At 62.3% G+C, this 24460-nt stretch carries 18 protein-coding genes and 1 pseudogene; 18 read left to right on the forward strand and 1 reads right to left on the reverse strand.

All coding sequences use genetic code 11. The features are described 5' to 3' along the window. Positions 1-220 precede the first annotated feature (220 nt). The 12 genes and pseudogenes from FJ319_09935 to FJ319_09990 all read left to right on the forward strand — a co-directional run bounded on the left by FJ319_09935 (position 221) and on the right by FJ319_09990 (position 18060). The gene (locus FJ319_09935; GenBank protein ID MBM3934604.1) at positions 221-2197 is read left to right on the forward strand and encodes a hypothetical protein; all 1977 of its coding nucleotides are present in this window, start codon (positions 221-223) and stop codon (positions 2195-2197) included. Between the two features lie 80 nt (positions 2198-2277). After that, positions 2278-3450, forward strand: coding sequence for a Gfo/Idh/MocA family oxidoreductase (locus tag FJ319_09940; GenBank protein ID MBM3934605.1), 1173 nt, complete (start codon positions 2278-2280; stop codon positions 3448-3450). 47 nt (positions 3451-3497) lie between these two features. Continuing rightward, positions 3498-4670, forward strand: coding sequence for a Gfo/Idh/MocA family oxidoreductase (locus FJ319_09945; GenBank protein MBM3934606.1), 1173 nt, complete (start codon positions 3498-3500; stop codon positions 4668-4670). Between the two features lie 32 nt (positions 4671-4702). Next, positions 4703-5893 carry a Gfo/Idh/MocA family oxidoreductase gene (locus FJ319_09950; GenBank protein MBM3934607.1) on the forward strand — a complete coding sequence of 397 codons (1191 nt, stop codon included), beginning with the start codon at positions 4703-4705 and terminating at the stop codon, positions 5891-5893. Positions 5894-5962: 69 nt separating this feature from the next. Further along, a pseudogene (locus tag FJ319_09955) lies at positions 5963-7924 on the forward strand (hypothetical protein). 126 nt (positions 7925-8050) lie between these two features. Continuing rightward, complete coding sequence (locus tag FJ319_09960; protein ID MBM3934608.1) at positions 8051-9742, forward strand: M28 family peptidase; 1692 nt, start codon at positions 8051-8053, stop codon at positions 9740-9742. 70 nt (positions 9743-9812) lie between these two features. Further along, on the forward strand, positions 9813-10031 hold the full coding sequence (locus FJ319_09965; protein ID MBM3934609.1) for a hypothetical protein: 219 nt from the start codon (positions 9813-9815) through the stop codon (positions 10029-10031). A 572-nt stretch (positions 10032-10603) separates the two neighbouring features. Then, positions 10604-12655, forward strand: coding sequence for a hypothetical protein (locus FJ319_09970; GenBank protein ID MBM3934610.1), 2052 nt, complete (start codon positions 10604-10606; stop codon positions 12653-12655). A gap of 124 nt (positions 12656-12779) precedes the next feature. Continuing rightward, positions 12780-13214, forward strand: coding sequence for an endonuclease domain-containing protein (locus tag FJ319_09975; GenBank protein ID MBM3934611.1), 435 nt, complete (start codon positions 12780-12782; stop codon positions 13212-13214). A gap of 43 nt (positions 13215-13257) precedes the next feature. Continuing rightward, complete coding sequence (locus tag FJ319_09980) at positions 13258-15267, forward strand: hypothetical protein (protein MBM3934612.1); 2010 nt, start codon at positions 13258-13260, stop codon at positions 15265-15267. 355 nt (positions 15268-15622) lie between these two features. After that, complete coding sequence (locus FJ319_09985; protein ID MBM3934613.1) at positions 15623-17044, forward strand: hypothetical protein; 1422 nt, start codon at positions 15623-15625, stop codon at positions 17042-17044. Between the two features lie 29 nt (positions 17045-17073). Then, on the forward strand, positions 17074-18060 hold the full coding sequence (locus FJ319_09990; protein ID MBM3934614.1) for an MsnO8 family LLM class oxidoreductase: 987 nt from the start codon (positions 17074-17076) through the stop codon (positions 18058-18060). 181 nt (positions 18061-18241) lie between these two features. On the opposite strand, the gene fusA is transcribed toward FJ319_09990, so the two are convergent. Beyond that, entirely contained in the window at positions 18242-20287 is a 2046-nt protein-coding gene (gene fusA / locus FJ319_09995) for an elongation factor G (GenBank protein MBM3934615.1), read from the reverse strand. 314 nt (positions 20288-20601) lie between these two features. Here fusA and FJ319_10000 point away from each other — a divergent pair, with 314 nt between their 5' ends. From FJ319_10000 to FJ319_10025, 6 genes are all read left to right on the forward strand, one after another. Beyond that, complete coding sequence (locus FJ319_10000) at positions 20602-20886, forward strand: hypothetical protein (protein MBM3934616.1); 285 nt, start codon at positions 20602-20604, stop codon at positions 20884-20886. 11 nt (positions 20887-20897) lie between these two features. After that, a complete protein-coding gene (gene npdG / locus FJ319_10005; GenBank protein ID MBM3934617.1) occupies positions 20898-21539 on the forward strand; it encodes an NADPH-dependent F420 reductase in 642 nt (213 codons plus the stop codon). Next, on the forward strand, positions 21448-21903 hold the full coding sequence (locus FJ319_10010; GenBank protein ID MBM3934618.1) for a 30S ribosomal protein S20: 456 nt from the start codon (positions 21448-21450) through the stop codon (positions 21901-21903). The genes npdG and FJ319_10010 overlap by 92 nt, the downstream gene beginning before the upstream one ends. A 235-nt stretch (positions 21904-22138) precedes the next feature. Then, positions 22139-22789, forward strand: a complete 651-nt coding sequence (gene lexA / locus FJ319_10015) for a repressor LexA (GenBank protein ID MBM3934619.1) — start codon at positions 22139-22141, stop codon at positions 22787-22789. A gap of 144 nt (positions 22790-22933) precedes the next feature. After that, positions 22934-23740, forward strand: a complete 807-nt coding sequence (locus tag FJ319_10020; protein MBM3934620.1) for a polysaccharide deacetylase family protein — start codon at positions 22934-22936, stop codon at positions 23738-23740. 161 nt (positions 23741-23901) lie between these two features. Beyond that, positions 23902-24460, forward strand: a 559-nt coding sequence (locus FJ319_10025) for a sigma-70 family RNA polymerase sigma factor (GenBank protein MBM3934621.1), incomplete at its 3' end; no start/stop codon positions are given.

A 24460-nucleotide genomic window follows, 5' to 3' on the forward strand; every position in this document is an offset into this window, starting at 1 on the left:
CCCCTCCAGAACAAGGTTCAGTATCTGTGCTCTCTTCGCTTCTCGCTCGGTCAAATGTAGTCCTCTCATGGACTGACATATTCACTGAGCAGTTACCTACTGACAATATCACTGAGCAAAGACACACCTCCTCTGTAGTTATTGTAACCTGCCCCCTTACCCCCTATACTACCCGCGAAATATTCGTGGAGGAGCAACTGTGGTGTCGAAACCTGTGAACATCCCCGGAATTGCGACCGTAAAGGCGACTGAGATCGCGCCGCCGCCTACGTGGGCGCTTCTGGAGCGGAAGCTCATGAGCCTTATGGAGCAGGCCGCGTACCTCGTCATCGAGAAGTACACGGAGAAGGGCGGAGTGCCGTACTACGCCGACGACGTGGACGACCTGTACGAGCTGTTCTTCAACTGGAGCCTGTTCTACGCCATCGGCGGGGACGAGAAGATTTACGACCTGGCCCTCCAGGAATGGAACGCCGTCACCCGCTACTGCGACGACCGGAATGAGCCGGACACCGGCAAGCGGCACATCCGCAAGAAGACGACTCCGGTCACCAAGCAGATCCACAACGAGTACTACAACAAGAACGCCGTCCTGTACACGAAGACCAAGGCCAGCGGGGCCGAGTGGCACCACATGTCGGAGGGCAACCAGGCATTCTACAACCTCGGCCTGGGAGACCCGACGATCTCAGAGAACGTGCGCAGGGCCAAACGCTTCGCCGCGATGTACATGGATGAGGACCCAGAGGCGCCTAACTACGACCCGAAATACAAGCTCATCAAGTCTCCCATGCAGAGCAGCCAGGGCCCGTACTGGGAGGCCAACCTGGAGCAGGTGAAGGCGTTCCTACACGGCGGCAAGGGCGAGGGAGCGGAGTGGAAGCCCAAGCCAATGGGCACCCGCGCGTCGCTCTACGGCGCGGTCAAGGACCTGGAGATGGGCTGGTGGGACAACCCCAGGCGGGCGAAGGAGGTCATCGACCTCTTCAACAAGGTCGTCATGATGGGCGATTCGCCGAACAACCTCACGGTGACTTCGCTCCTTTCCACCGCGTACCTGTACACGGGCGACAACCGCTACAAGCAGTGGGTGCTGGACTACGTGCAGGTCTGGATGGACCGCATCAAGCAGAACAAGGGCATCATCCCGGACAACGTGGGCCTGACCGGCAAGATCGGCGAGTACCGCGAGGGCGTCTGGTGGGGCTCGCTCTACGGCTGGAACCACTACCAGGGTTTCAACGTGATCTTCCACGGCATCAGCTGCGCGGCGGAGAACGCAGTCATGCTCTCCGGCGACTACGGCTACCTTGAGCTGCTGCGCTCTCAGATCAAGGTGATGCTGGACGCGGGCATCAAGAAGGACGGCCAGCTCCTTGTGCCGTGGCGCTACGGCAAGGACGGATGGGACCTGAAGGGCGACCGCGATCTCAGCCAGGTGGGCCCCACGCCGTACCGCATGCAGGAACTCGCGCACCTGTACCACGCCTCGATGTCGCCCCAGGACTACGAGCTGATCGACTACGTTCGCTCCAACGACAAAATGCGTGACTGGAACGATGTTGGCGATATCCCACACGAGAAGAACTATGGCGAGACCGAGCTGGCGCGCTTCAACTACTATGACGGCAAGAACCCGGACTGGCCCGTGAAGATCCTGTCCCAGGACTACCACGAGGCGCTGAAGGGCTACGACAAGGCGCTCAACGACAACCGCTCTGTGGACGAGCTGATCGCTGCTAACTACGCGCCGCAGATGGTCGTCTTCACCAAGGGCCTGACGCAGGTCACGATGGGCTCGCCGCAGACGGTCTACAACGGCGGTATCCTGCGCGCGCAGGTGCGTTATTTCGATGCGGACAAGTCGCGGCCCGGTCTGCCCTCGGACGTGTCCGCCTTTGTTGACGAGCTCAAGCCGGACAGGACCGGAATCCAGCTCGTCAACCTGAGCCGGGGCGAGACGCGCAACGTCATTGTGCAGGCCGGCGCTTTCGGCGAGCACAGCTTCACCGAGGTCCGTGTCCGAGAGAAGGGCAAGGACGGCGTCACGGCCTTCCCGGTCCACGGTAAGTATTTCCAGGTGCAGCTGCCGCCTTCCACGAGCATCCGCGTGGAGGCCGGCATGAAGCGCTTCTGCAATACACCGTCGTTCGCGTTCCCGTGGCATGGGGAGAAAATCCCGGTGCCGTTCCAGTAGTGGGGCAGTGGGCAGTCAGCAGTGGGCAGTCGGCCAATCCAAAAACCGGGAAATACCAATACCGAAACGAAGGAGTATCTATGCGGAGCACTGGGTCCAAGAATGCGAAGTACAAAGTTGCGGTCATAGGTTGCGGGAGCCATGGCACGCGGCTGGCGCGGGCGTTCGACCTCAATCCGCTCACCGAGGTTGTGGTCGGAGTGAACCGCGGCCAGGAGGGGCTGGACCTCTTCTGCAAGCGCTTCAACGCGCGCGGGTACAACGACTACAAGGAGATGCTCAAGAAAGAGAAGTTCGACATCGCGCTTCTCGGCCTGCCGGTGAACATCAACGCCGAGGTCGTAGTCGCCTGCGCGAATAAGCCCGGCGTCAAGGGAATCATGAGCGAGAAGCCGGTCGCCGTCAGCCTGGCGGAGGCCGACGCGGCCGTGCAGGCCTGCGAAAAGGCCGGCATCCCTTGGAGCGCAGGCGACATGTTCCGCAACTCCCCGGAGATATGGTCGGCCCGCCGCCTGGTGGAAGCGGGAGAGATCGGCGAGATTGAGACGATCAACGTCTACGGCGCGGGCGGCAACCAGATGTCAGGGCAGGGGTGTCGCCAGCTCACAGAGCTCTTCATGTTCGCCAAGGACGCTGAGCTGGACTGGGCCGTCGGCTCAGTCGGCGGCGACCCGGCGGACAGGGAGATCGGCCGCATCGACCAGTGGAGCGACAACGACCAGGACATCCAGTTCGGGTTCGTACAGTTCAAGAACGGGCCCACGGCCCATATCCACAAGAACACCGTCATCAAGGACGGCGTAGAGGTCATCGGCACCAAGGGCTCCATTTACATTAACCAGAACCGCGTCGGCGGCGTCTGGCACGCGGAGGGACGCAAGACCCAGATGGCCGGGAGCTTCTTCCCGTACCCTGACACCGCTAACGTATCCCTTTTGACCAACTACGACTCGGAAGGGTGGGAGGTCCAGCGTACCCGCCTGACCGAGAGCGTGGACGCTTTTGTCGAGTCCGTGGACAAGGGCGTCCCGTCGAAGTGCAGCGGGAACGACCTTCGCAAGGCGCTGGAACTGGCCATCGGCATCCGCGAGTCGCACCGCCGCGGCATCACTCCCGTGAAGTTCCCGCTGGAGGATCGCAGCCTCAAGATTATACCTTCGGCGCGCCGCATGGTCGGGCGCCGCATCTCGGAGAGCACAGACTCATTCCTCAAGAGCATTAAGAACCATAAGAAGGAAGTCGTCGCCAAATAGCCATCGGTTAATGAAGGCACCACCATATCTCTGAAAGGAGAGCACCTATGCGGAGCACCAGGCCCAAGAATGCGAAGTACAGGGTTGCCGTTATCGGTTGCGGGAGCCATGGCACGCGGCTGGCGCGCGCGTTCGACCTGAACCCGCTGACTGAGGTTGTGGCCGGTGTTAACCGGGGGCAGGACGGGTTGGACCTGTTCTGCAAGCGCTTCAACGCGCGCGGGTACAACGACTACCGCGAGATGCTCAAGAAAGAGAGATTCGACATCGCCCTTCTGGGACTGCCGGTGAACGTTAACGCCGAGGTGGTCGTCGCCTGCGCGGAGTACGGCGTAAAGGGAATCTTCTCAGAAAAGCCCATCGCGCTGTCCCTTGCCGAGGCTGACGCCGCCGTCGAGGCTTGCGCGAAGCGCGGCATCCCCTGGGGCGCTGGCGATATGTTCCGCAACGACCCCGAAATCTGGACCGCCAAACGGCTGGTGGACTCCGGGGACATCGGCGAGATTGAGTCGATCAACGTCTACGGCGCCGGCGGCAACCAGATGTCCGGCCAGGGCTGCCGCCAGATGAGCGAGCTCCTGCTCTTCGCCGGCGACGGGCCGGTCGACTGGGTCCTGGGCGAGACCGGCGGCGACCCGGCGGACCGCGAGCTTGGCCGCGTGGACGAGTGGAGCGACAACGATCAGGACATCGTATGGGGGATCGTGCGGTTCAAGAACGGCATCACCGCTCACGTGCACAAGAACGTCGGATCAAAAAGTGGCACCGAGGTGATCGGCTCCAAGGGCGTCCTGTACATCGGGCAGGGGAGGGTCGGGAACGTCTGGCACGTGGACGGCAAGGACCTCAAGTTCACAGGCAGCCTTTTCCCTTATCCCGACACGGCCGACGTGGCGCTAGGCACGAATTACGACTCCGAAGGGTGGGAGATACAGCGCACGCGCCTTGTCAACAGCGTGAACGCGCTCGTCGACGCCGTGGACACGGGGGCGCCCGTGCTGTGCAGCGGTGAGACGCTGCGGCAGTCGCTGGAGTTGGTGATCGCGATGCGGGAGTCGCACAGGCGCGGCATCGTTAAGGTCAACATGCCGCTGGAGGACCGCAGCCTCAAGGTTATCCCCAGCGCGCGGCGGCACGTGGGACGGCGCATTTCGGAGAGCAACGAGGCGTTCATGAAGCACATTAAGCCGCACAAGAGGGAAGTGGTTGGTAGTAAGTAGTCGGTAGTCGGCCGGAGGCAGCAGAACAAAGAGTGCGAAAGGACCAATCGATGCGGCCATTGCAGGGGAAGAAGTACAAAGTTGCGGTGATCGGTTGCGGGAGCCACGGGACGAGACTCGCGCGCGGGTTCGATGTCAACCCGCTCACTGAGGTGGTCTGCGCGGTTAACCGTGGGCAGGAGGGGCTGGACCTCTTCTGCAACCGCTTCGGCGGGATACGCGGTTACAACGACTACCGCGAGATGCTGGCGAAGGAAGACCCGGATATCGTGTGCCTGGGTTTGCCGGTCAACGTTAACCCGGAGGTGGTCATCGCCTGCTCGAAGAAGAAGAGCATCAGGGGCATCTTCAGCGAGAAGCCGATTGCCGTAAGCCTTGGCGAGGGAGATGCCGCGGTGGCGGCATGCAAGCAGGCAGGGATCCCGTGGGCGGCCGGGGACATGTTCCGCAACGACCCGGAGCTCTGGCGCGCGCGCAGGCAGGTTGAGGCCGGCGAGATCGGCAAGGTGGAAGCGATCGACATTTATGGCGCGGGCGGCAACCAGATGTCCGGCCAGGGGTGCCGCCAGTTTACAGATGCCTTCATGTTCGTGAACGACTCCGAGCTGGACTGGGCCATAGGCCAGGTGGGCGGCTGGGCCGCAGACACCGCGCTGGGGAGGATCGACGAGCACAGCGACGGCGACCAGGATATCCTGTGGGGCCACATCGGCTTCAAGAACGGCGTTGAGGCTTACGTCCACAAGAACGTCTCCACAATGAACGGAGTGCTCGTTCACGGCACCAAGGGGATGCTCTACGTGAGCCACTACAGGGTGCTCAAGTACTGGAAGAGCAATGGCCTTTACGACCTCGACTACGCCGGAAGCGGGATAGCCTTCCCGGATTCCGAGAGCATAGGCAAAAAGACGGAGTACGACGCGGACGGATGGCAGGTGCAGACCGCCCGCCTTTTGCACAGCGTCCAGGCCCTCATCGACGCCGTGGACAAGGGGACTCCGGTGCTGTGCAGCGGCGAGGACAATCTGAAGGCGCTTGAGGCGGTGATAGGCATCCGGGAATCGCACAGGCGCGGCGTCACGAAGGTCAAGTTCCCGCTGGAGGACCGCAGCCTGAAGGTCATACCGTACCCGCGCCGCATGGTGGGCCGCCGTGCCTCGGAGAGCACGGAGGCGTTCCTGAAGCATATTAAGGACCACAAGAAGGCAGTGAGCAGTGGGTAGTTAGCAGTGAGCTAACAGCCGAGGACGGAAACAAGATCCGGGGAATTTTTCGAGAGGAATTAACTAACGATGGGTGTGTCATTGAATGGGTTGCAGACGATACGGGCCACGGATGTTGTGGCCCCGCCGGGGTGGGCGCTCAAGCAGCTTGAGCTGATGAAGGTTAGCGAGACTGCGGCGATGGTAGTGGCCGAGAAGTTTGCCGAGAAGGGCGGCGTCCTTTACTACAAGGACGACCTGGATGACCTTTATGAGCCGTTCTTTAACTGGAGCCTGCTGTACGCGCTGGGCGGCGGCGAGAAGCTCTTCGACTACGCCCTGCGGGACTACAACGCGGTAACGCGCTCGCGCGACGACCGCATCGAGCATACGCGGCCGAACTTCAAGCCGCAGGTGCATAACGAGTACTACAACCTGAACCAGCCCAACTCCTGGGAGCAGGGTAACCGGCTGTGATCGGAGTGGCACCACCAGAGCGAAGGCAATATGCTCTTCTACAGCTTTGGGCTGGCCGATCCGACGATCTCCGAGAACGTGCGAAGGGCCCGTCGCTTCGCCGCCATGTTCATGGGCGAGGACCCGGAGGCGCCGAACTGGGACGCGCGCTACAAGATCATCAGCTCGCCCATGCAGAGCAGCGAGGGGCCGTACCTCAAGGCGAACGCTGTCCACGCCCACCAGTGGCTGCACGGCTCCAGCGGAAAGCCCATGGGCGTCCGCTCAACGCTGTACCCAATCGTCAAGGAGCTCGACCCGAACTGGATCAAGGACCCGAAGAAGACCGAAGAGGTGATCGACCTCTTCAACAGGATCGTCCTGAACGGCGACTCCGCAAACAACCTTGCTGCGACCGCGCTCATCACTAACGCCTACCTGTATACCGGCGAGGAGAAGTACAGGCAGTGGGTGCTGGACTACGTGGATGTCTGGATGGACCGCACGAAGAAGAACGGCGGCATATTGCCGGACAACACCGGCCCAACGGGCAAGGTGGGCGAGAACCGCAACGGCCAGTGGTGGGACGCCCTCTACGGCTGGAACCACTACCAGGGCCTGAACATCATGTTCCACGGCATGGTAACCGCCGCCGAGTGCGCCCAGCTCGTCAGCGGCGACTCGGGTTACATGGACTTCATCCGCTCCCAGGTCCGGATGATCCTCTCCAGCGGGAAGCGCAAGGCTAACGGCCAGCTCGTTGTGCCGCTGCGCCATGGCCCCAAGGGGTGGGAGGACTTCCAGCCTATCCGCATCTTCGAGATGGCGCACCTGTACCAGGGGACGCTCTCGAATGAGGACTACGACCTCTTCTGCGAGATTCGCGCAGGGGACGTTGAGCGCGACTGGAACACAGTTACGCCGGACGGCGAGAAGAATGAGCAGACGAAGGACGGCCACCAGCACATGGCGCGCTTCCAGTACTACGACGGCAAGAACCCGGCATGGCCGGAGCAGATACTGGACGCGGACATGGTGTGGGCGCTGGCGGAGATTGAACGCGCACGCAAGACTACCGTGACGCCGATGGCGATGGCGGCAAAGGGCGCAGGCCCCGGCCACGCCGTGTTCACCAAGGCGCTAACCCAGGTTCAGCTCGGCGCGGTGCAGACCAACTACAACGGCGGCCTGCCCCGCGCGCCCGTCCGCTACTTCGATCCCGAGCGGGCGCGCCCCGGCCTGCCGGAGGGCGTGGCCGCGTTCGTCGACGAGCTCAAGGCGGACAGGGTGGGCATCCAGCTCGTGAACACCGGCGCCTCCGGCACACAGACGGTGCTGGTCTACTCCGGCTCCTTCGGCGAGCACAGCTTCACCGAGGTGAAGCACCGCGATATCGACCGCTCCACGTACAACCTGAAGCTGGGAACGAAGGCGACCGTGACTGACCACGTTGTGCCGGTGAACGGCAAGTACTTCGCGGTCACGCTTCCGCCGGGCAAGGGCATCCGCGTGGAGGCCGGCATGAAGCGGTTCGTGAACAAGCCCAGCTATGCGTTCCCGTGGCACGGTGATATTATACCCGTGCCATTCCAGTAACATCCCAAGAAGTTAATCGCAAAGTACGCAGAGCACGCAAAGTAAAGACAAGAAGAAATGTTCTGGTTAGAACCTCTGCGCCCTTTGCGTACTCTGCGATTAAATCTTCTTGTTTGAAGAGGTCGGATGACTTCTCTCGATTGGCCGAAAATTGACCGGTGGATTATGGGCGAGTCGTGGGTCGGCTCGCGGCTCAGCGAGTACCTCGTTGAGCTGACCGACGGAATCGGCGCGCGCTGGGCCGGCACGGAGGGCGATATCCGCGCCGCGCACTACATCCGCGCCCTCATGGAGTCCTTTGGGCTGTACGCGCGCCTTGAGGAGTTCGAGCTCGATACCTGGGACCACGGCGCGTGCTCGGCGACTCTCGTTCCTCTCCCGGCTCCGCGGGAGAGGTCGGCGCGGCTCGGAGCGCCGGGTGAGGGCAGCCCCGGCTTTGTCTCCCCCTCGACGGGGGAGATGTCGCCGCCCTGGGCGACAGAGAGGGTGACGCCCCCGGCTTTCGTTCCTTTCCCTCAGGGACCACGATCTGATCGGGGTGGCCCAAAGGGTGAGGGTGTTTCCGAGGTCCCTCAGAGCGTCACCGTCCTCCCCATGCTCAACTGCCCGCCGCTCGACCTCAAGGCCCCGTTGATCGACGTCGGCTTCGGCATGCCGCACGAGCTCGACCCGATCCGGGATAAGCTTCGTGGCGCGGTCGCGGTCATGAACATGGGGCTGGAGCCTTTCAGCACTCCTCGTACGGTGGCGGACCGTATCCTCGACCTCGCCGAGGCGAAGTGCGCGGCGGTGATCGCCGTGGACGGCCGCAGCGGCGGGCGCATCGAGTACGACCGCGCGACGGACAAGCGCCGCGCCGAGCGGGCGGGGCTCATCCTGCCGCACCCGGCGCCGACCATCCAGACGCACAAGGAGGGCGGCATCGCCTTCCGCCGCGCCGCGAGGGCAGGGCAGAGCGTCCACATCAGGGTCGAGAGCCGTTCATTCAAAGCGTCGTGCTGGAACACCGTCGCCGACCTTCGCGGCTCGAAGTGGCCGGACGAGACACTCATCATCAGCGCCCACCACGACACCTACCCCAACTCCCCCGGCGCGGTGGACAACGGCTCCGGCTCGGTCGTCGTCATGGACGTCGCCCGCACCCTCGGCGCGATGCAGCGCGAGCTCGGCATTTCGCCGGGCCGCACCATCCGATTCTGCACCTTCAGCGGCGAAGAGCAAAACCACCAGGGCTCGGCGGCGTACGTGCGCCGCCACTATCCCGCTCCCTCTTCCTTCACCCCCTCGAAGGGGGAGATGTCGCCGCCCGCCCCTCTTGTATCTCCCCCTCAGGGGGAGATGTCGCCGCTTCGGGCGACAGAGAGGGTGTCGTCCGAGACGCCCCCCCGTTTCGTCATCAACCTGGACGAGGTCGCCGCTGGCCCCATCAAGGGCCTCGCGCTCCAGTTCCCGCACCTCCGTCCGCTCATGCAGAAGACGCTGGACGAGCTCGGGGAGGGGCTCAAGGCCCACGTCATGCCGATGCTCGACCACACCAACGACGGCTTCTCGTTCGCCCGCAGCGCCATCCCGTACGCCATCCTGTGGCGCTGGCGCTTCGTCGGCCGCCACCCGGACGCCGACTTCCGCGCCGAGCCGTGGGACACCGCGGACAAAGTGCGTATCCGCGAGCTCAAGGAGTACGGCGCCTACCTTGCGCGCATCCTCCTCCGCCTCTCGCACGTGCCACCGGAGTCGTGGCCCCCCAACCCGGTCACGGTGGCCCAGGTGGAGGCGCAGATCAAGCAGGAGATAGGGAAGATACAGCGGGTGATGTAGAGGTGGGCGAAGACGACTTTGCGAATTCATCTATGTATCTGAGAAGGCCAGACGATTTAGGGGGCTTTCGATGACCATCGCGAAAAAGGCTGCAACAATTCCCATTCTTATATTGTTGTGTCTTGGCTTGCTGACTTGTTCGTGTGGATTGAATTCCGCGCCAATTGTGGGCAAATGGGAACAGTCGGGACAGAACGGTACCATCGAATTCCTGAAAGACGGCAGGATGATCGTAGACACCGGGAATGTTGCTGTGACCGGGACTTATGAAATAGTCGGCGAAGAATAACTCAAAGTTAGTATCGATGGGGCTAGCGGTTCCTTGGTCAGCCTTTTTGTCGGGGACACATGGAAATTTAATGTTTCGGCTGACACTCTGACCCTGCAAATCCAAGGCGAAGTTTCTACGCTCAAACGAGTTCAACGAGCCGGCACGTCTTTGGTAAATGTGCCAACGGCCCGTCCCACCAGTAACGCATCTATCGCACGAGCTAATTCGACGAGTGTTCCAACACCAAGAGCGACGGCAACAAGGGTACGAACTGGTTTGCCCACCACTGCTCCTGTGCCCACCCAACTGGGTTCGCAAGTTCATGATCTCAGAATCAGAAACTTCACTCATATCTCAACAACTATCAGGGCCGGGGAGTTCATTCAATGGATTAACGGGGACCAGCCCCTGCATACAGTTACTCATGTCCCGCAGAGCAATAATGACACCACTGTATTTCATAGTGGGAACATCGCGCCAGATGGAAGTTTTCTTTTCCGGTTCACGTCTCCAGGAACCTACAATTACCAATGTCTTATTCATCCAATAACTATGAATGGTACAATAACGGTCAAAGACTGAGAAGAATTATGAACAGCTATACTACCCTCACCACCATAACCGCCACCCAGACCGCCCCGCCGCCCACATGGGCCATCCTTGAGCGCAGGCTCTTTGACCTGAACGAGGACTCCGTGCGCCTTGTGATGGAGAAGTACTACAGCCCGAGCGGCTTCATGTACTACGCGGACGATGTGGACGACCTGTATGAAAGGATTCAGAACTGGGGGCTGTTCTACGCGATGGGCGGCCACAAGGACGTGCTCACCTCCGCCCTCCTGAGCTGGAACGCAACGACGCGCTCCAACGCCGGCCCGAACACCAACCCCATATTCGACTGGTATTTGCCGCAGACGCACAACGAGTACTACTGCCTCTGGAACCAGAAGGAGTCCACCTGGATTCCCGGCCGGCGTATGGTGAACGAGTGGCACCACCAGGGCGAGGGCAACATGGCCATCTACCACTTCGGCCTCGGCATACCCACAGATCCGGAGAACCACCAGCGCGCCCGTCGCTTCGCGGCGATGTTCATGGGCGACGACCCCGAGGCGCCGAACTGGGACCCCAAGCACAAGATCATCCGCTCGCCGTTCCAGACGAGCAAAGGCCCCGTGTTCGCGATCACCACGCCGAACGTCGTTGCGTTCCTGCACGGCAGCCGCGCCATCGACCGCGACCCCGGCTACCGCTTCAAGCCGATGGGCGTGATGTCCACGCTTCGCCCGGTCGTGAAGGACCTTGAGGAGGGGTGGTGGCTCAAGGTGGACCGTGCGAACGAGATCGCGAACCTGTTCAACAAGATCATCCTCAACGGCGACATCGCGAACAACCTCGCGGTGACCTCGCTCATCACCAACGCGTACCTGTACACGGGCGACGACAAGTACAAGAACTGGGTGACAGACTACGTCCAGGTCTGGATGGACCGCATCAAGAAGAACAACGGCATCATCCCGGATAACGTCGGGCCTACCGGCAAGATCGGCGAGATGCGCGAGGGCCAGTGGTGGGGCGGCCTGTTCGGCTGGAGCTACTACATGGGCTACAACATCATATTCCATGGCCTCACCGCCGCGGCCGAGGCAGCCCTGATGATGACCGGCGACAACGGCTACCTCGATCTCCTGCGGTCGCAGATCAAGGTGCTGCTGGACAACTCGCGCAAGGCCGAGAACGGCCAGCTCCTCACGCCCGTCCGCTACGACGAGGACGGCTGGTACTTCGGCAAGAACAAAGTGGAGCAGTCCTCCGCCGAGCCGATGCGCCTCAAAGACCTCGCCCACCTGTACCACGCTTCGCTATCCGCCGAGGACCGCCAGCTCATCACCCGCGTCCGCGACAGCGATGTCACGCGAGAATGGAACAAGGTGCTCGCCCGCGATGAGAAGGACCAGGGCGAGACGGAGATGCCGCGCTTCCAGTACTACGACGGCAAGAACCCCACATGGCCCACCGATGTGCTCTCCGTAGAGTACGAGCGCGCGCTGGAGTTCAACGTGCGCGCCCGCGAGGAGCAGCGCACCGTGGAGGAGCTGGTGAAGGTCAACTACTGCCCGCCCAACCCGGTCGTTACGAAGGGCCTTACGCAGGTCATGTTCGGCGCGCCGCACAACGTCTACAACGGCACGCTCCTCCGGGCCACGGTGCGGTACTTCGACGCCGACCGCAAGCGCGCCGGCCTGCCGCAGGACGTCGCCGCGCTGGTAGATGAGATCAAAGCCGATAAAGTCGGCGTGAACCTTGTCAACCTGAGCCGCAGCGAGACGCGCAACGTCATTCTCCAGGCCGGCGCATTCGGGGAACACAGTTTCACGGAAATCCGGGGGGGTGCTGGGGGCTGGGTGCTGGGGACTGGAGTTTCTGACCTGACCCAGCACCCAACACCCAGCACCCAGCACCCTCTGGCTGTCCACGGCCAGTACTTCACGGTTACGCTCCCGCCCTCCACCAGCATCCGCTTAGAGGCCGGCATGAAGCGCTTCGTAAACAAGCCGTCCTACGCCCACCCGTGGCACGGCGGCAAGATCACGATCCCCCGCCACGACAAATGGAGGGGCTACACCGGCACGCTGGGGTAGGGGGAGGGGGTATTATGGCAGGCTCCGCCTGAGAGGGTGTTCCTCTCCCGGCTCTGCGGGAGAGGTGGTCCGGCTTTGCGGACCGGTGAGGGCGGCTGTTTTGACCCTGACAGAGAGGTCCGACATGAAGACGGATAAGTACCTCACCGAACTTGCCCGCGACATGCGACGGTCGATGACGCCCGCGGAGTTCTTGCTCTGGAAGCACATCAACAACAGGCAACTGAACGGTCTGAAATTCCGTAGGCAGCAGCCTATCCAGAACTATATTGCCGACTTTGCCTGTAAAGAAATCAAGCTGATTATCGAACTCGATGGCGGTCAGCACTCAGGCCCTGAAGCGATAGTGTCCGACACAAAGAGGACGGAGCATCTCGAAGCAAATGGCTGGAAGGTAGTTCGATTCTGGAACAACGACGTGACACGGAATCTCGAGGGCGTAATGGCGGAGTTGATTCGAATCACAGAAAAGCCGGCCCTCACTGGTCCCGATGAGGCATCGGGACCACCTCTCCCGCAGAGCCGGGAGAGGAACCACACGGACAGCCTCGCGGACTGATCTCCCTGTAACCGGACCACACCATACCAAGGAGCACACGCCCATGACCACCGCCGCACAGTCCATAGAGTCCTTGCCCTCCATCACGGCGACACAGACGGCCGCGCCGCCGGCTTGGGCGCTCCTGGAGCGCAAGCTATTCGAGGTTATGGAGCACGCCGCAGCTCTGAAGGTAGCAAAATTCTCGGACCGTGCGGGCGTGCCTTTCTACGCCGACGACCTGGACGACTATTACGAGATGGTCTACAACTGGGGCCTCTTCTATTCCATGGGCGCGGACAGCAACGTGCTGGACCTGGCGCTGCGCCACTGGAACGCCGTCACGCGCTTCGGCGACGACAGCATCGTGAGCTGGCACCGCAATAACGAAGAGGGTAAAGGCAAATTCACCCCCAGCGTGAACGAGGAGTACTACGGCCCCAAGCACCCCGGCGACGCGGAGTGGCACCACAAGGGTGAGGGCAACATGGCCTTCTACCACCTCATGATGGCAGACCCCACGATCTCCGAGAACGTCCGCAGGCTGAAGCGCTTCGCATCCTTTTACACGGGCGAGAACCCGGCCGCGCCCAACTATGACCCTCGCTACCGCATCCTGCGCTCCCCCTTCCAGACGCCGAAGGGGCCGTGGCACAAGGCCAACTACCAGCAAGCGGCCACGTACCTCATGGGCGGCCTGGAGCCCGGCGCCCGGGGCGTGTGGTACGGTCGCCGCTCGTCACTGTACCCCGTCGTGAAGGACCTGGGGGTGGACTGGTGGAAGTCGCCCGCCCGGCAGGCGGAGATCGTCGGGCTCTTCGACAAGATCGTCCTCCAGAGCGATTCCTCGAACAACCTGGGCGCAACCGCGCTCCTGACCGCGGCCTACATGGCCACCGGCGAAGACCGGTACAGGCAGTGGGTGCTGGACTACATCGAGGCGTGGATGGACCGCATGAAGAAGAACGGCGGCATCATGCCGGACAACGTCGGGCCCACCGGCAAGATCGGAGAGCACCGCGAGGGAGTCTGGTGGGGCGGCATCTACGGCTGGAACAGCTACTGCGGCTTCAACATCATGTTCCACTCGTTCACCATCGCCTCGGAGTGCGGGCTGCTGCTCACCGGCGATAAGAGCTATCTCGATATCTTGCGCTCGCAGGTGCAGCTGCTGATTGCGAACGGCAAGGTCCGCGAGCGCGACGGGCAGTTCCTGATCGCCGTGCGCCACGGGCCGAACGGCTGGGGCCACAGCATGTGGCACCCGGTGAACGGCCACGACCAGCAAGTGCGCGTAAACGAGATTACCCGACTCTTCAATGCTTCGATGTCGGACGAGGACCGCAGCCTCGTCCGGTGGGCGCGCGACCACGACAAGGAGCGCGATTGGAGCAAGATCGAGCCCTACGTGGCCGACTTCGAGGGCGGGCCCGCTGAGATGGCGCGGTTCCAGTACTACGAGGGCAAGCTTCCGGAGTGGCCGGAGAGGACGCTACAGGCGGAGCTTGACGGCGCGGTGAAGACCTACCGCGAGATGGTGGCGGACGAGCGCAGCGTCGAGCAGATACTGGCGGACAACCGCGTACCCTCCAACCCGGTCCGCACCAAGGTGCTCACCCACGTCATGCACGGCGCTCCGCAGTCCGTCTACCACGGCGGCCTGGACCGCGCGCTGGTGCGGTACTTCGACGCCGACCGCATGCGCCCCGGCATCCCGCCGGATGTGGCGGCGCTTGTGGACGAGATCGGGCCGGACCGCGTGGGTGTGCAGCTAGTCAACACGAGCCGCAGCGCCGCGCGGAGCCTCATCATCCAGGCCGGCGCGTTCGGCGAGCACAGCTTCACCGACGTGCGGACCGATAGCGGCGAAGCCGCCGGTTCTCCTCTCCCCCCACGGGGGAGAGATACAGAGAGGGGGTCTTCGCCCCCAACACCCGTCAACGGCAAGTACCTGCGCGTGACTATGCCGCCTTCCACCGGGATCCGCCTGTCTCTCGGCATGAAGCGGTTCGTCAACCAGCCGTCGTACCGCTTCCCCTGGCACGGGGAGAAGATACCGGTGCCGTTCCAGTAACAACTCTCGTTGTCATTCTGAACGGAGGCTGCTCCGAGCCGAAGTGAAGAATCTAGACCGTTGCCTGCGGATAACGTGCCCCATCCACAGACAACGGTTTAGATGTTTCGTCGCAAAGCCTCCTCAACATGACAAGCGGGGCGGTATCATTGAAGGCTAATATGAGCAATCGGCAACTCCCCCCCCTCGCTACCGCATCATCTACAACTGGGACGGCGACCAGCACGGGTACACGCCGTACCCTCAGACGGTACAGCAGCTGCTGGACAAGGTATACGCTCCCCTAATCGACACGCAGGTAGACGCCCTGTTCTGGTGCCCCGGCATCCACGAGGCCGCGTGGCCGTCGCAGGTCGTGGAGATGACCGGCGACACGACCGGGCGAAGCTACGACAGCGCCGGCGCGATGACCCTCTGCGAGAATGTGCGGGTGCTGTACGAACGCGGCGATGAGCCGTACCGTGCGATCGTTGCCCGCGGGCGAGAGCTCGGCCAGGACGTTTTCGTCTCCGTCCGCATGAACGACAACCACTTCTACGGCCTTCTGCCGGACGCCATGCCATCCACCACCGTGTGGGGGCTCACGAGGCTGCGCAAGGAGCACCCGGACTGGTGCCTCACGCCCGCGCAGGTCGTCGAGGAGCGCGGCATCGGCTCGTGGAATTTCGCCTATGCGGGCGTGCGCGAGCACATGCTCGCCTACATCGCGGAGGCGTGCGAGCAGGCGGACTGGGACGGCGTCGAGATCGACTGGCAACGCCACGGCTTCTACTTCCCGCACGCCGACGCCTGGCGGCTGCGCTACCTCCTGACGGATGTCATGCGCCAGGTGCGCGCCCTCGCCGACGGTATAGCCCGCAAGCGCGGCAGGCAGTTCTATGTCGCGACGCGCGTCGCGGCCACCGTCGAGGCGTGCCGCCAGATCGGCTACGATGTCGAGGAGTGGATGAATGATGGGCTGTGCGATATCGTCATCGGCGCGGGCATGTCTGGCACCGATCCTGATTTCCAGGTCGAGCGGTTCCGGGACATGGCAAGCCGCCGTAGTGTGCGAGTCTACGGCGGATTCGATAGCCTTTACCGGCAGAGCAGCGGGCCGCGCCTTAAGCCCCACATGCAGAACGACGAGAGGCGGTTGCCGCTGACCGCCGGTGGATATACCGCCAACTTCGGAACGGACCGCTTCTGGGACGAGCGCTGGGTGCGCGGGACGGCGCAGTGCTACCTGGAGCGCGGCGCGGACGGCATCTACATCTTCAACTGGCAGGGCACGTCCGAGACCTGGCGCGGCCTGCTGACCGCCATCGGCTCGAAGGAGACCCTCGCAGGCAAGGACAAGGTCTACGCGGCAGTTCACGGCGGCGAGCGCCATTTCGACCGCATATTCGCCGGCACGCCGGTCACCCTCTATCCGACCCTCACCGGAGACGGCCCACCTTTTTCCGTGCCGGTCTACGACGACGCAGTAGGAAAAACCGCTCGCAATCCCGCCGGCATCGAGTTGCAGGTCGACCTGGCGCACTTCGCGACCGGTGACGAAGTCGCCGTGACGCTGGACGGCGCGCAGCTCCCGCCGCCGGATGTCCGCAACACAGCCGCGGAGAACGCCAACAACCCATCGGACGTGTCGGAAAACAGCTGGTTGGTCTGGAAGCTGGAGCCGGGGCAGGCTGGCTACGGACCGCATGAGGTAATGGTGCGGCTGGTGAGGAGGGATGCGCGGATAAAGCCACCGATCGTTGTCCAGCACGTTGAGATTCACGTAAATTATGAGTAACCTTCGCCGAACGATATTGGAGTTTGGGATTGGATAAGCTGACCCTGGGCATCGTCGACCAGTCGCCCATGCGGCGCGGCGGAACGGCGGCGGAGGCGCTGCGAGAGTCGGTGGCGATGGCGCAGGCCGCCGAGCGCCTGGGCTACGCGCGCTACTGGGTAGCGGAGCACCACAACGCGGGTACGTACACCGGCACCAGCCCCGAGGTATTGATCGGCCAGATAGCGGCGAACACGTCCACGATCCGCGTCGGCAGCGGCGGCGTGATGCTGCCGCACTACTCAGCGCTGGAAGTTGCAGAGCAGTTCAGGGTGTTGGATGCCTTCTACCCGGGCCGCATCGACCTGGGCATCGGCCGCGCGCCCGGGAGCGACCAACGCACCGCCGCCGCGCTGGTGTATCCGCGCATGTCCGGCGACCCGAACAAGTTCCCGCAGATGGTCATGGACCTCCTGTCGTTCCTTGAAGGCACGCCGGTGGAGGGCAACGTCTTCGCCGGCGCGAGCGCACAGCCGGGGCCGCCGCCGTCGCGGCCGCCGGATGTGTGGCTCCTCGGCTCCACAGGCGAGCACGGGCCGGCGGTCGCGGAGCTCTATCGGCAGGAGTTCAAGCCGTCGAAGTACCTGTCTGCGCCGCGCCTGAACGTCACAGTCCAGTCGCTTTGCGCTCCGACCGAGGAAGAGGCGCTATTCCTCGCATCCAGCCGCAACCTGAACAAGGTGTTTTCGCGCATGCCGGACCGCACGGTCGACGAGACCGGCAGGCGGGTCCAGGGCCTCTGGCCGCCGGAGGAGGCGTCCCGGTACCCCCTGTCCGCGCCTGCGCGAGAGTACCTTGAGTCTCTGACGCCGTCATACATCGACGGCAGCCCCTCGCAGGTGCGGGATAAGATCATCGAGGTGGCAGAGCGGTACGGGACGAACGACGTCAACAACGTGACGCCGTGCTACGCCTACGACGCGCGGGTGCGATCGATAAGCCTGATAGCAGAGGCGTTTGGGATTGGGAAGAGGTAGGCGGGATAGCTTCCGGTAGGGGCAGGTCTGAGACCTGCCCTCACCGAACGCCACGACGGTTGTCGAAGGCAAATTATGGTACCGAGTGCAATGCTGCCAGGCTCTGGCTGCCTTTCGTGAACGCAACAGGGGTCCCGATGCATCGGGGCCCCTGCCTAAATGTTGCCTGGACGGCGCTTGCTTACACCTTCGCTGTCTCGCGCTGCTGGCGCTGCGCCACTATGCGCTGCACGAGGTTCGAAGGCACCGTGTCGTAGTGGTCGAACTTCATCGTGAACAATCCGCGCCCCTGCGTCTGCGACCGCAGCTCCGTTGCATAGCGGAGCATCTCCGCCTGCGGCACGTTCACCTCAATCGTCGTCATTCCCTCTCCGCCAGGCGTCATGCCCATAATCCTGGCGCGCTTGCTGTTCAGGTCGCCCATCACGTCGCCCGCGACGGCGTCCGGCACCGTGATGCTGGCGTACATCACCGGCTCAAGGATCACCGGATTGGCCTGCTTGATGCCGTTAGCGAACGCATGGCTGCCGGCGATCTCGAAGCAGATGCCGGAGGAGTCCACCGGGTGGAAGCTGCCGTCGAAGAGCGTTGCGCGCACGTCCACCACCGGGAAGCCGGCCACAACACCCTCTCCGAGCGCCTTGTGGCAGCCCTTCTCCACCGCAGGGATGTACTCGCGAGGCACTGAGCCGCCCACGACCCGCTCTGCGAACTCGAAGCCGGAGCCGCGCGGGAGCGGCTCGACCTCGACGAACACGTGGCCGTACTGGCCGTGGCCGCCGGACTGCTTTTTGTGCTTGTACTCCACCTTGGCCCGGCCTGAGATGGTCTCCTTGTATGGCACCTTCGGCGTCTGGAGCACGATCTCCGCGCCGAACTTGCGCTTGATCTTCTCGATGGCCACTTCAACGTGCGTGTCTCCCAGGCCGCACAGAAGCATCTCCAGTGTGTCGTGCTCGCGCGTGAGCACCAGACTGGGGTCCTCCTCGCAGATACGGGCCAGCGCGGTCGTCATCTTGTCCACGTCGGCCTTCGACTTCGGGTAGACGGCCATCTGGTAAACGGGGGCCGGGAATTTGAGAGGCTCTATGGTGATGGGCTTCTCCTTGACGGAGAGGGTGTCGCCCGTGAGCACGCCGGAGAGCTTCGGCACCGCGCCGATGTCGCCCGGAGCGAGGGAATCCGTAGTCTCCTGTGTCTTGCCGCGCACGACGAAGACCTGGCCGATGCGCTCGGTCTCGTTCTTGCGGGCGTTGAAGACCTGGGAGTCGCTCTTGAAGGCGCCGCTGAAGACCTTGAAGTATGAGAGCTTGCCGACGAACGGGTCGGCCGAGGTCTTGAATACGAATGCGGCCAGTGGGCCGGCGGCATCCCACTTGAGCGCGGCAGCGATGCCGCCGCTGGTGGCCTTCGGTGCCGCAGACTCCGCAGGGGAGGGCAAGAACTCTACAATCGCATCCATCAGCTCGTGGATGCCCTTGCCCGAAGGGGCCGCGCCGAACATAACGGGAACGATTGTCCCGGCAAGCACGCCCTTCCTCAGGCCCGCCGCCATCTCGTCCCTGGTGAGCGGCTTGCCTTCGAGGTACTTCTCCGCCAATTCGTCGTCCGCCTCGGCGATGGCCTCCATGAGCCGCTCGCGGGCCGACTCCGCCTCGCCCTTGAGGTCAGCCGGGGCCTTGCTCTCGGCGTCCATCAGTCCCACCACGCCGGAGAATTTGGACTCCGCGCCGATCGGGACCTGTATGGCAACGCACTTGCGGCCGAACGCCTCTGAAATGGACGCCATTACGCGCTCGTACGATGCGTTCTCGCGGTCCATCTTGTTGATAAAGAGAATCCTCGGCAGGCCGTGCTCCTCGGCCATCTGCCACATCTGCTTGGTCCCGACTTCCACTCCGGCCTGCGCAGCAACCGCCAGGACGGCGGCGTCTGCGGCCCTCAGGCCGGAGACTACTTCACCCCGATAGTCAGCGTAACCCGGAGTATCGATCACGTTGATCTTGTGCTTCTTCCATTGTGCCGGGAGAATGGATGTCTGCACGCTCGTCTGGCGCTTTTGCTCCTCCGGCTCATAGTCGGAAGCCGTTGTACCGTCCGTGGTGTTGCCCATGCGAGTCGTCGCGCCGGCCGCGAAGAGCATCGCCTCGCCAATCATCGTCTTGCCCGCACCGCTGTGAGATAGCAACACGATATCGCGCAACTGGTTCGTCTCAAATTTCGCCATACGTTGTTCTCCTCTCTTTGCGTCTTTTGGCGGGCTGCAGATCGAGTCCGTCTTGGAGTCAATTGTAGTATCGCCGAAACAACCTTAGCAACGGAAAGGACAGGCTAAAACCGTAGAGTATTAGGCTGGCACCGACGAAACCAGTAGAGCGGGCCATAAAATCGTCAAGTGGAACTGCCACTTACCAATTCCCCGTTTTTTTCATATCATTAGAGCGTGCTGGATTTCGGAATCTGCCCACGCCCGGCTCCGGCCTTTCCGGAGCGCCTGCGGTGGGACCGCGGACCCGGCGCCGAACGCCACAGGAGTGTCCAATGAAGGTCTACTGGAGAGAGGTACGAAAAGGGCAGCGGCTGGTCCTTAACGAAGGGGACGAAGCAGCGGGGACTGAGGAGGAGATCGGCGGCGTCCGGGAGACGAAGAACGGTTACGACGCGTTCGCCAAGACCTTTGGCTACGATCCCGGCCGGGCAATGAAGGGGATACCCACAATTGAGGAGGCGAAGGCGTTCGTCGAGTCCTTCCACCCCTGGGAGCTGTACCAGGGCGGCTTCGGGCTCAAGGTAGACTCCGCGGTCCGCCCTCCGAAGCAGCAATAGCGGGCGCCCGTATGATCGGCATCATCGGGGGCACGGGGCAGGAGGGTAGGGGACTGGGGCTGCGGCTGGCTATGGCAGGCAAGCGGGTGGTACTCGGCTCGCGTGATCCCGCAAGGGGCCGCGCCGCGGCTGATGACGTCCTATCGCGCGTGCCCGGCCTGCCTGTGACCGGCGGTTCCAATGGCGACGCTGCGGAGTCGGACATCGTCCTCGTGTGTGTGCCGTATGAGGGCCAGCGCGAAACGCTAACCTACCTGGAGCACCGACTGGCCGGCAAGCTGGTTGTCACAACGGTTGTGCCGATATCATTCGAAAAGGGCGGCGTGCGCGCCCTCGGCGTCCCTGAAGGCTCGGCAGCCATGCAGGCGCAGGCCATTCTGCCGAAGTCGCGCGTGGCTTCGGCGTTCCACACGATCAGCTCGAGCGAGCTTATCAAGCCGGATGCCTCTATAGACGGTGACGTTGTTGTGTTCGCAGACAACCAGGGGGACAGAAAACAGGTCATGGCGCTGGCGGAAAAGGTACAGGGGGTGCGGGCGGTGGATGGAGGCGGCCTGGCCTATGCCGTTCACATGGAAGGGCTGGTCGCGCTCCTCATCGGCATCAACAGGCGATACAAGGCCCACACCGGCATACGAGTCACCGGCATTTAGTGGAGGCCTGTTGCGTGGTGGTGGCAGGTTGGTGTTATCATATATCGTTCGTTTGCGAAATGCGCCGCCCGGATTGCACCGGCGGTCCAGTGCCCATATAGGAGCAGCACAGTTGCCCAGCGAAAAGTCCGGACGAGTCAGCCAGAGGAAGCGCAAGCTTAACGCGCCCTACAGGTCCAAGGCCAGGACCTATGTGACCAAGGCTCGCAACCAGATCACCGACGGCGCGGACACAGCCAGCGAGAGCGTGCGCGAGGCTGTGGTCGCTCTGGACAAGGCGGCCCAGCGCGGCACCATCCACCCCCGGAACGCCGCCCGCCGCAAGTCCCGCCTTATGAAGCAGCTCAACGCCTCCGCGAAGTAATAAGGCCGCCGGGACCACACCACTTCCGCATATTGAAAGATTAGAATATGCCATCGCGGGGAGTCATCACTCTCGCGATGGCATGTTTTGTTCGCCCTGAAACGACTTTCGGAAGGCGCCCAAAGGTGGAAAATACCGAAAAAGGGTCCACGCCGTGTATTGACACCACGGGAGCTACCGTGCTAAATTTGTTCCGAACATACGTACTTCGCTACAAATAGCACAAGGACACAACATGAAAAAGAAGCTCTCGTCCAAGCAGGAGCGGATACTGGACTATATCCGAAACTTCCTGGAGGACCACCAGTTCCCTCCCACGGTCCGGGACATCCAGTCGGGCTGCGATATCAGTTCCACCTCTGTTGTGGACTACAACCTCCGCATCCTGCAAAGGGAAGGGTACCTGAGGCGCTTCGCGGAAGTGTCACGCGGCATCGAGCTTCTTGAAGGCGGCCGCCCCCGCGGACGGAGCGCGGACGTGGTGCAGATTCCAGTCTTTGGCGCCATTGCCGCCGGCGAGCCCCTGCACATCCCGACCCCAGACTCATGGCGCAACGAGGGATCAGAGACGGTAGAACTGCCCTCATTCCTTACCAGGGGCCGCCAGAACGTTTACGCAGTACGCGTCAAGGGCGAGTCCATGATCGACGCGCTCGTAGCCGATGGAGACCTCGTCCTCCTCGAGCCCGTTTCCCAGGTGCGAAACGGTGACATGGTCGCTGCGATGATCAAGGACCGGCAAGAGGTCACTCTCAAGCACTTCTCTATGAAAGACGGCATGGTCACCCTACGTCCGGCCAACAGCACAATGAATCCGTTCACTGTGCCCGCATCCAATGTGGCCGTTCAGGGCAGGGTAGTGGGCGTCATTCGCTCCATGGCCTAGCCGCCCCTGGTTTTCCTGAAAAAGCGCGGCCGCCCTTTATGGGCGGCCTTTTTTGTGTGATTTCCGGACGTTTAAGTGCTGGGCGGCGCGCGGTATCCTTAGCCCTGCCGACGATAGCGGCCATATTCCGCCTCAGGAGCACCGATGAGAATACCCATCACGATGTGCCACGGCATCCGCAGCATCGACAAGAACCCGATGACAGCCGAGCACTTTGACAAGCTTATCAGTATCGCCCGGGAACTCGGTTTCAATTCGATCACGTACGATGAGCTCGCAAAGTGGCGTGCAGGGAAGGCCAAGCTTCCAAAGCAGCCGATCATGTTTGACTTCGACCATCCGGTCAAGAGCATGCGATACGAAGTCAAAGACGTGATGGACAGGTACGGCTATACCGGGAATCTGTTCATATATACATTCCCATACGATGCCGGCTACACCCGGAACAGGCCGTCATGGGCATCCCTCAACGAGCACATGACATGGGACGATATCCGTGAGATGCGCGCGGGCGGCTGGCTTATTGGCGCCCACACGATAAGTCACCCTAACCTGTCCGATCTGTTCGTTGAAGACCCGTCCGGCGAGGTCCTGCGGACGGAGCTCGACCGCTGCAATGAGACTATTAAAAGTAACCTGGGTTTCATGCCCCAGGACTTCGCGTTCACGGGAACGAGCTGGAGCAGCCTTGCCGAGCGCGAAGTCAAGAAGCGATACCGTTTTGGCCGACTATGGATCATCGGCTCCGAGTACAAGGCGGACGGCAAACCCATTCGGTACGCTGAGCTGGTCGGCGTCCCGGGAGCGGACGAGGCGGATGGCGGCCCTCCGGCCGCCGCGCGGTACATCACAGAGAAGTCCGACCCCTACCGGCTACCGTCAATGGAGCTCCAGTACCTGCTATACGAGCCGGACGCGTTCCGCAGATACCTTGAAGGCGCTCTCGTTTAGGCTTCCGTTATCAAACAAATTGCTCTCGCGCTTTTGTTTAGACACTGGGCGCGAGAGCAATTTTGGTCAATTTTGAAAATTGCCCCTCAAAAAGTGTAACGTTTTACCCTCCTCGTAGCGTAATCATATTAGAGGACCCATAAGTTCCGGGAGTTCTGCGGATGAGTCAAGAGCGCACAGACGCTGAGCTGATCCTGGCTTCGCGCCATGACCCCGCCGCATTCCGCGAGCTTTACGATAGGTGCTCGGAGACCCTCCTCACGTACTTCTACAGGCGGACGCTCGATGCCGAGGACGCCGCCGACCTTGTAGCCGAGACCTTTGCCGTTGCCTATAAAAAGAGGCTGAGCTACAAGGAGGACGGCAAACCGGGAATGTCCTGGCTTTATGGCATAGGCCGCAGAGAGCTTTCGCACTACCGGCGCAGGCAAAGGTGCGATCTCAAGATGGTTGAGACTCTCGGCATGACCATGCCTGAGCTCGACACCGAGTCGATCGAGCGGATCGAGCACCTGGTAGATGCGTCTGAGTACAGCAAGAAGCTGCTCGCGGCTCTGGGTCAGCTCAAGGCAAAGGACCGCGAAGCGATCTACCTGCGGGTGCAGGAAGACAAAGACTTCAAAGGCGTGGCTGAGGCCCTGGGGTGCACTGAAGGCGCCGCCCGCGTGCGGGTCCACAGGGGTCTTTCCCGCCTAGCTGATATTTTTGGGGGGGGGGCCA

The organism is SAR202 cluster bacterium, from assembly GCA_016872355.1.
GTDB lineage: Bacteria > Chloroflexota > Dehalococcoidia > Lucifugimonadales > VGZY01 > VGZY01.

Excerpts from the sequence above, each read along its gene's own strand:
- FJ319_09940 (MBM3934605.1), top strand. The coding sequence starts at position 2,278 with ATGCGGAGCACTGGGTCCAAGAATGCGAAGTACAAAGTTGCGGTCATA.
- FJ319_09945 (MBM3934606.1), top strand. The coding sequence starts at position 3,498 with ATGCGGAGCACCAGGCCCAAGAATGCGAAGTACAGGGTTGCCGTTATC.
- FJ319_09960 (MBM3934608.1), top strand. The coding sequence starts at position 8,051 with ATGACTTCTCTCGATTGGCCGAAAATTGACCGGTGGATTATGGGCGAG.
- FJ319_09965 (MBM3934609.1), top strand. The coding sequence starts at position 9,813 with ATGACCATCGCGAAAAAGGCTGCAACAATTCCCATTCTTATATTGTTG.
- FJ319_09970 (MBM3934610.1), top strand. The coding sequence starts at position 10,604 with ATGAACAGCTATACTACCCTCACCACCATAACCGCCACCCAGACCGCC.
- FJ319_09975 (MBM3934611.1), top strand. The coding sequence starts at position 12,780 with ATGAAGACGGATAAGTACCTCACCGAACTTGCCCGCGACATGCGACGG.
- FJ319_09980 (MBM3934612.1), top strand. The coding sequence starts at position 13,258 with ATGACCACCGCCGCACAGTCCATAGAGTCCTTGCCCTCCATCACGGCG.
- fusA (MBM3934615.1), bottom strand. The coding sequence starts at position 20,287 with ATGGCGAAATTTGAGACGAACCAGTTGCGCGATATCGTGTTGCTATCT.
- FJ319_10000 (MBM3934616.1), top strand. The coding sequence starts at position 20,602 with ATGAAGGTCTACTGGAGAGAGGTACGAAAAGGGCAGCGGCTGGTCCTT.
- npdG (MBM3934617.1), top strand. The coding sequence starts at position 20,898 with ATGATCGGCATCATCGGGGGCACGGGGCAGGAGGGTAGGGGACTGGGG.
- FJ319_10010 (MBM3934618.1), top strand. The coding sequence starts at position 21,448 with ATGCCGTTCACATGGAAGGGCTGGTCGCGCTCCTCATCGGCATCAACA.
- lexA (MBM3934619.1), top strand. The coding sequence starts at position 22,139 with ATGAAAAAGAAGCTCTCGTCCAAGCAGGAGCGGATACTGGACTATATC.
- FJ319_10020 (MBM3934620.1), top strand. The coding sequence starts at position 22,934 with ATGAGAATACCCATCACGATGTGCCACGGCATCCGCAGCATCGACAAG.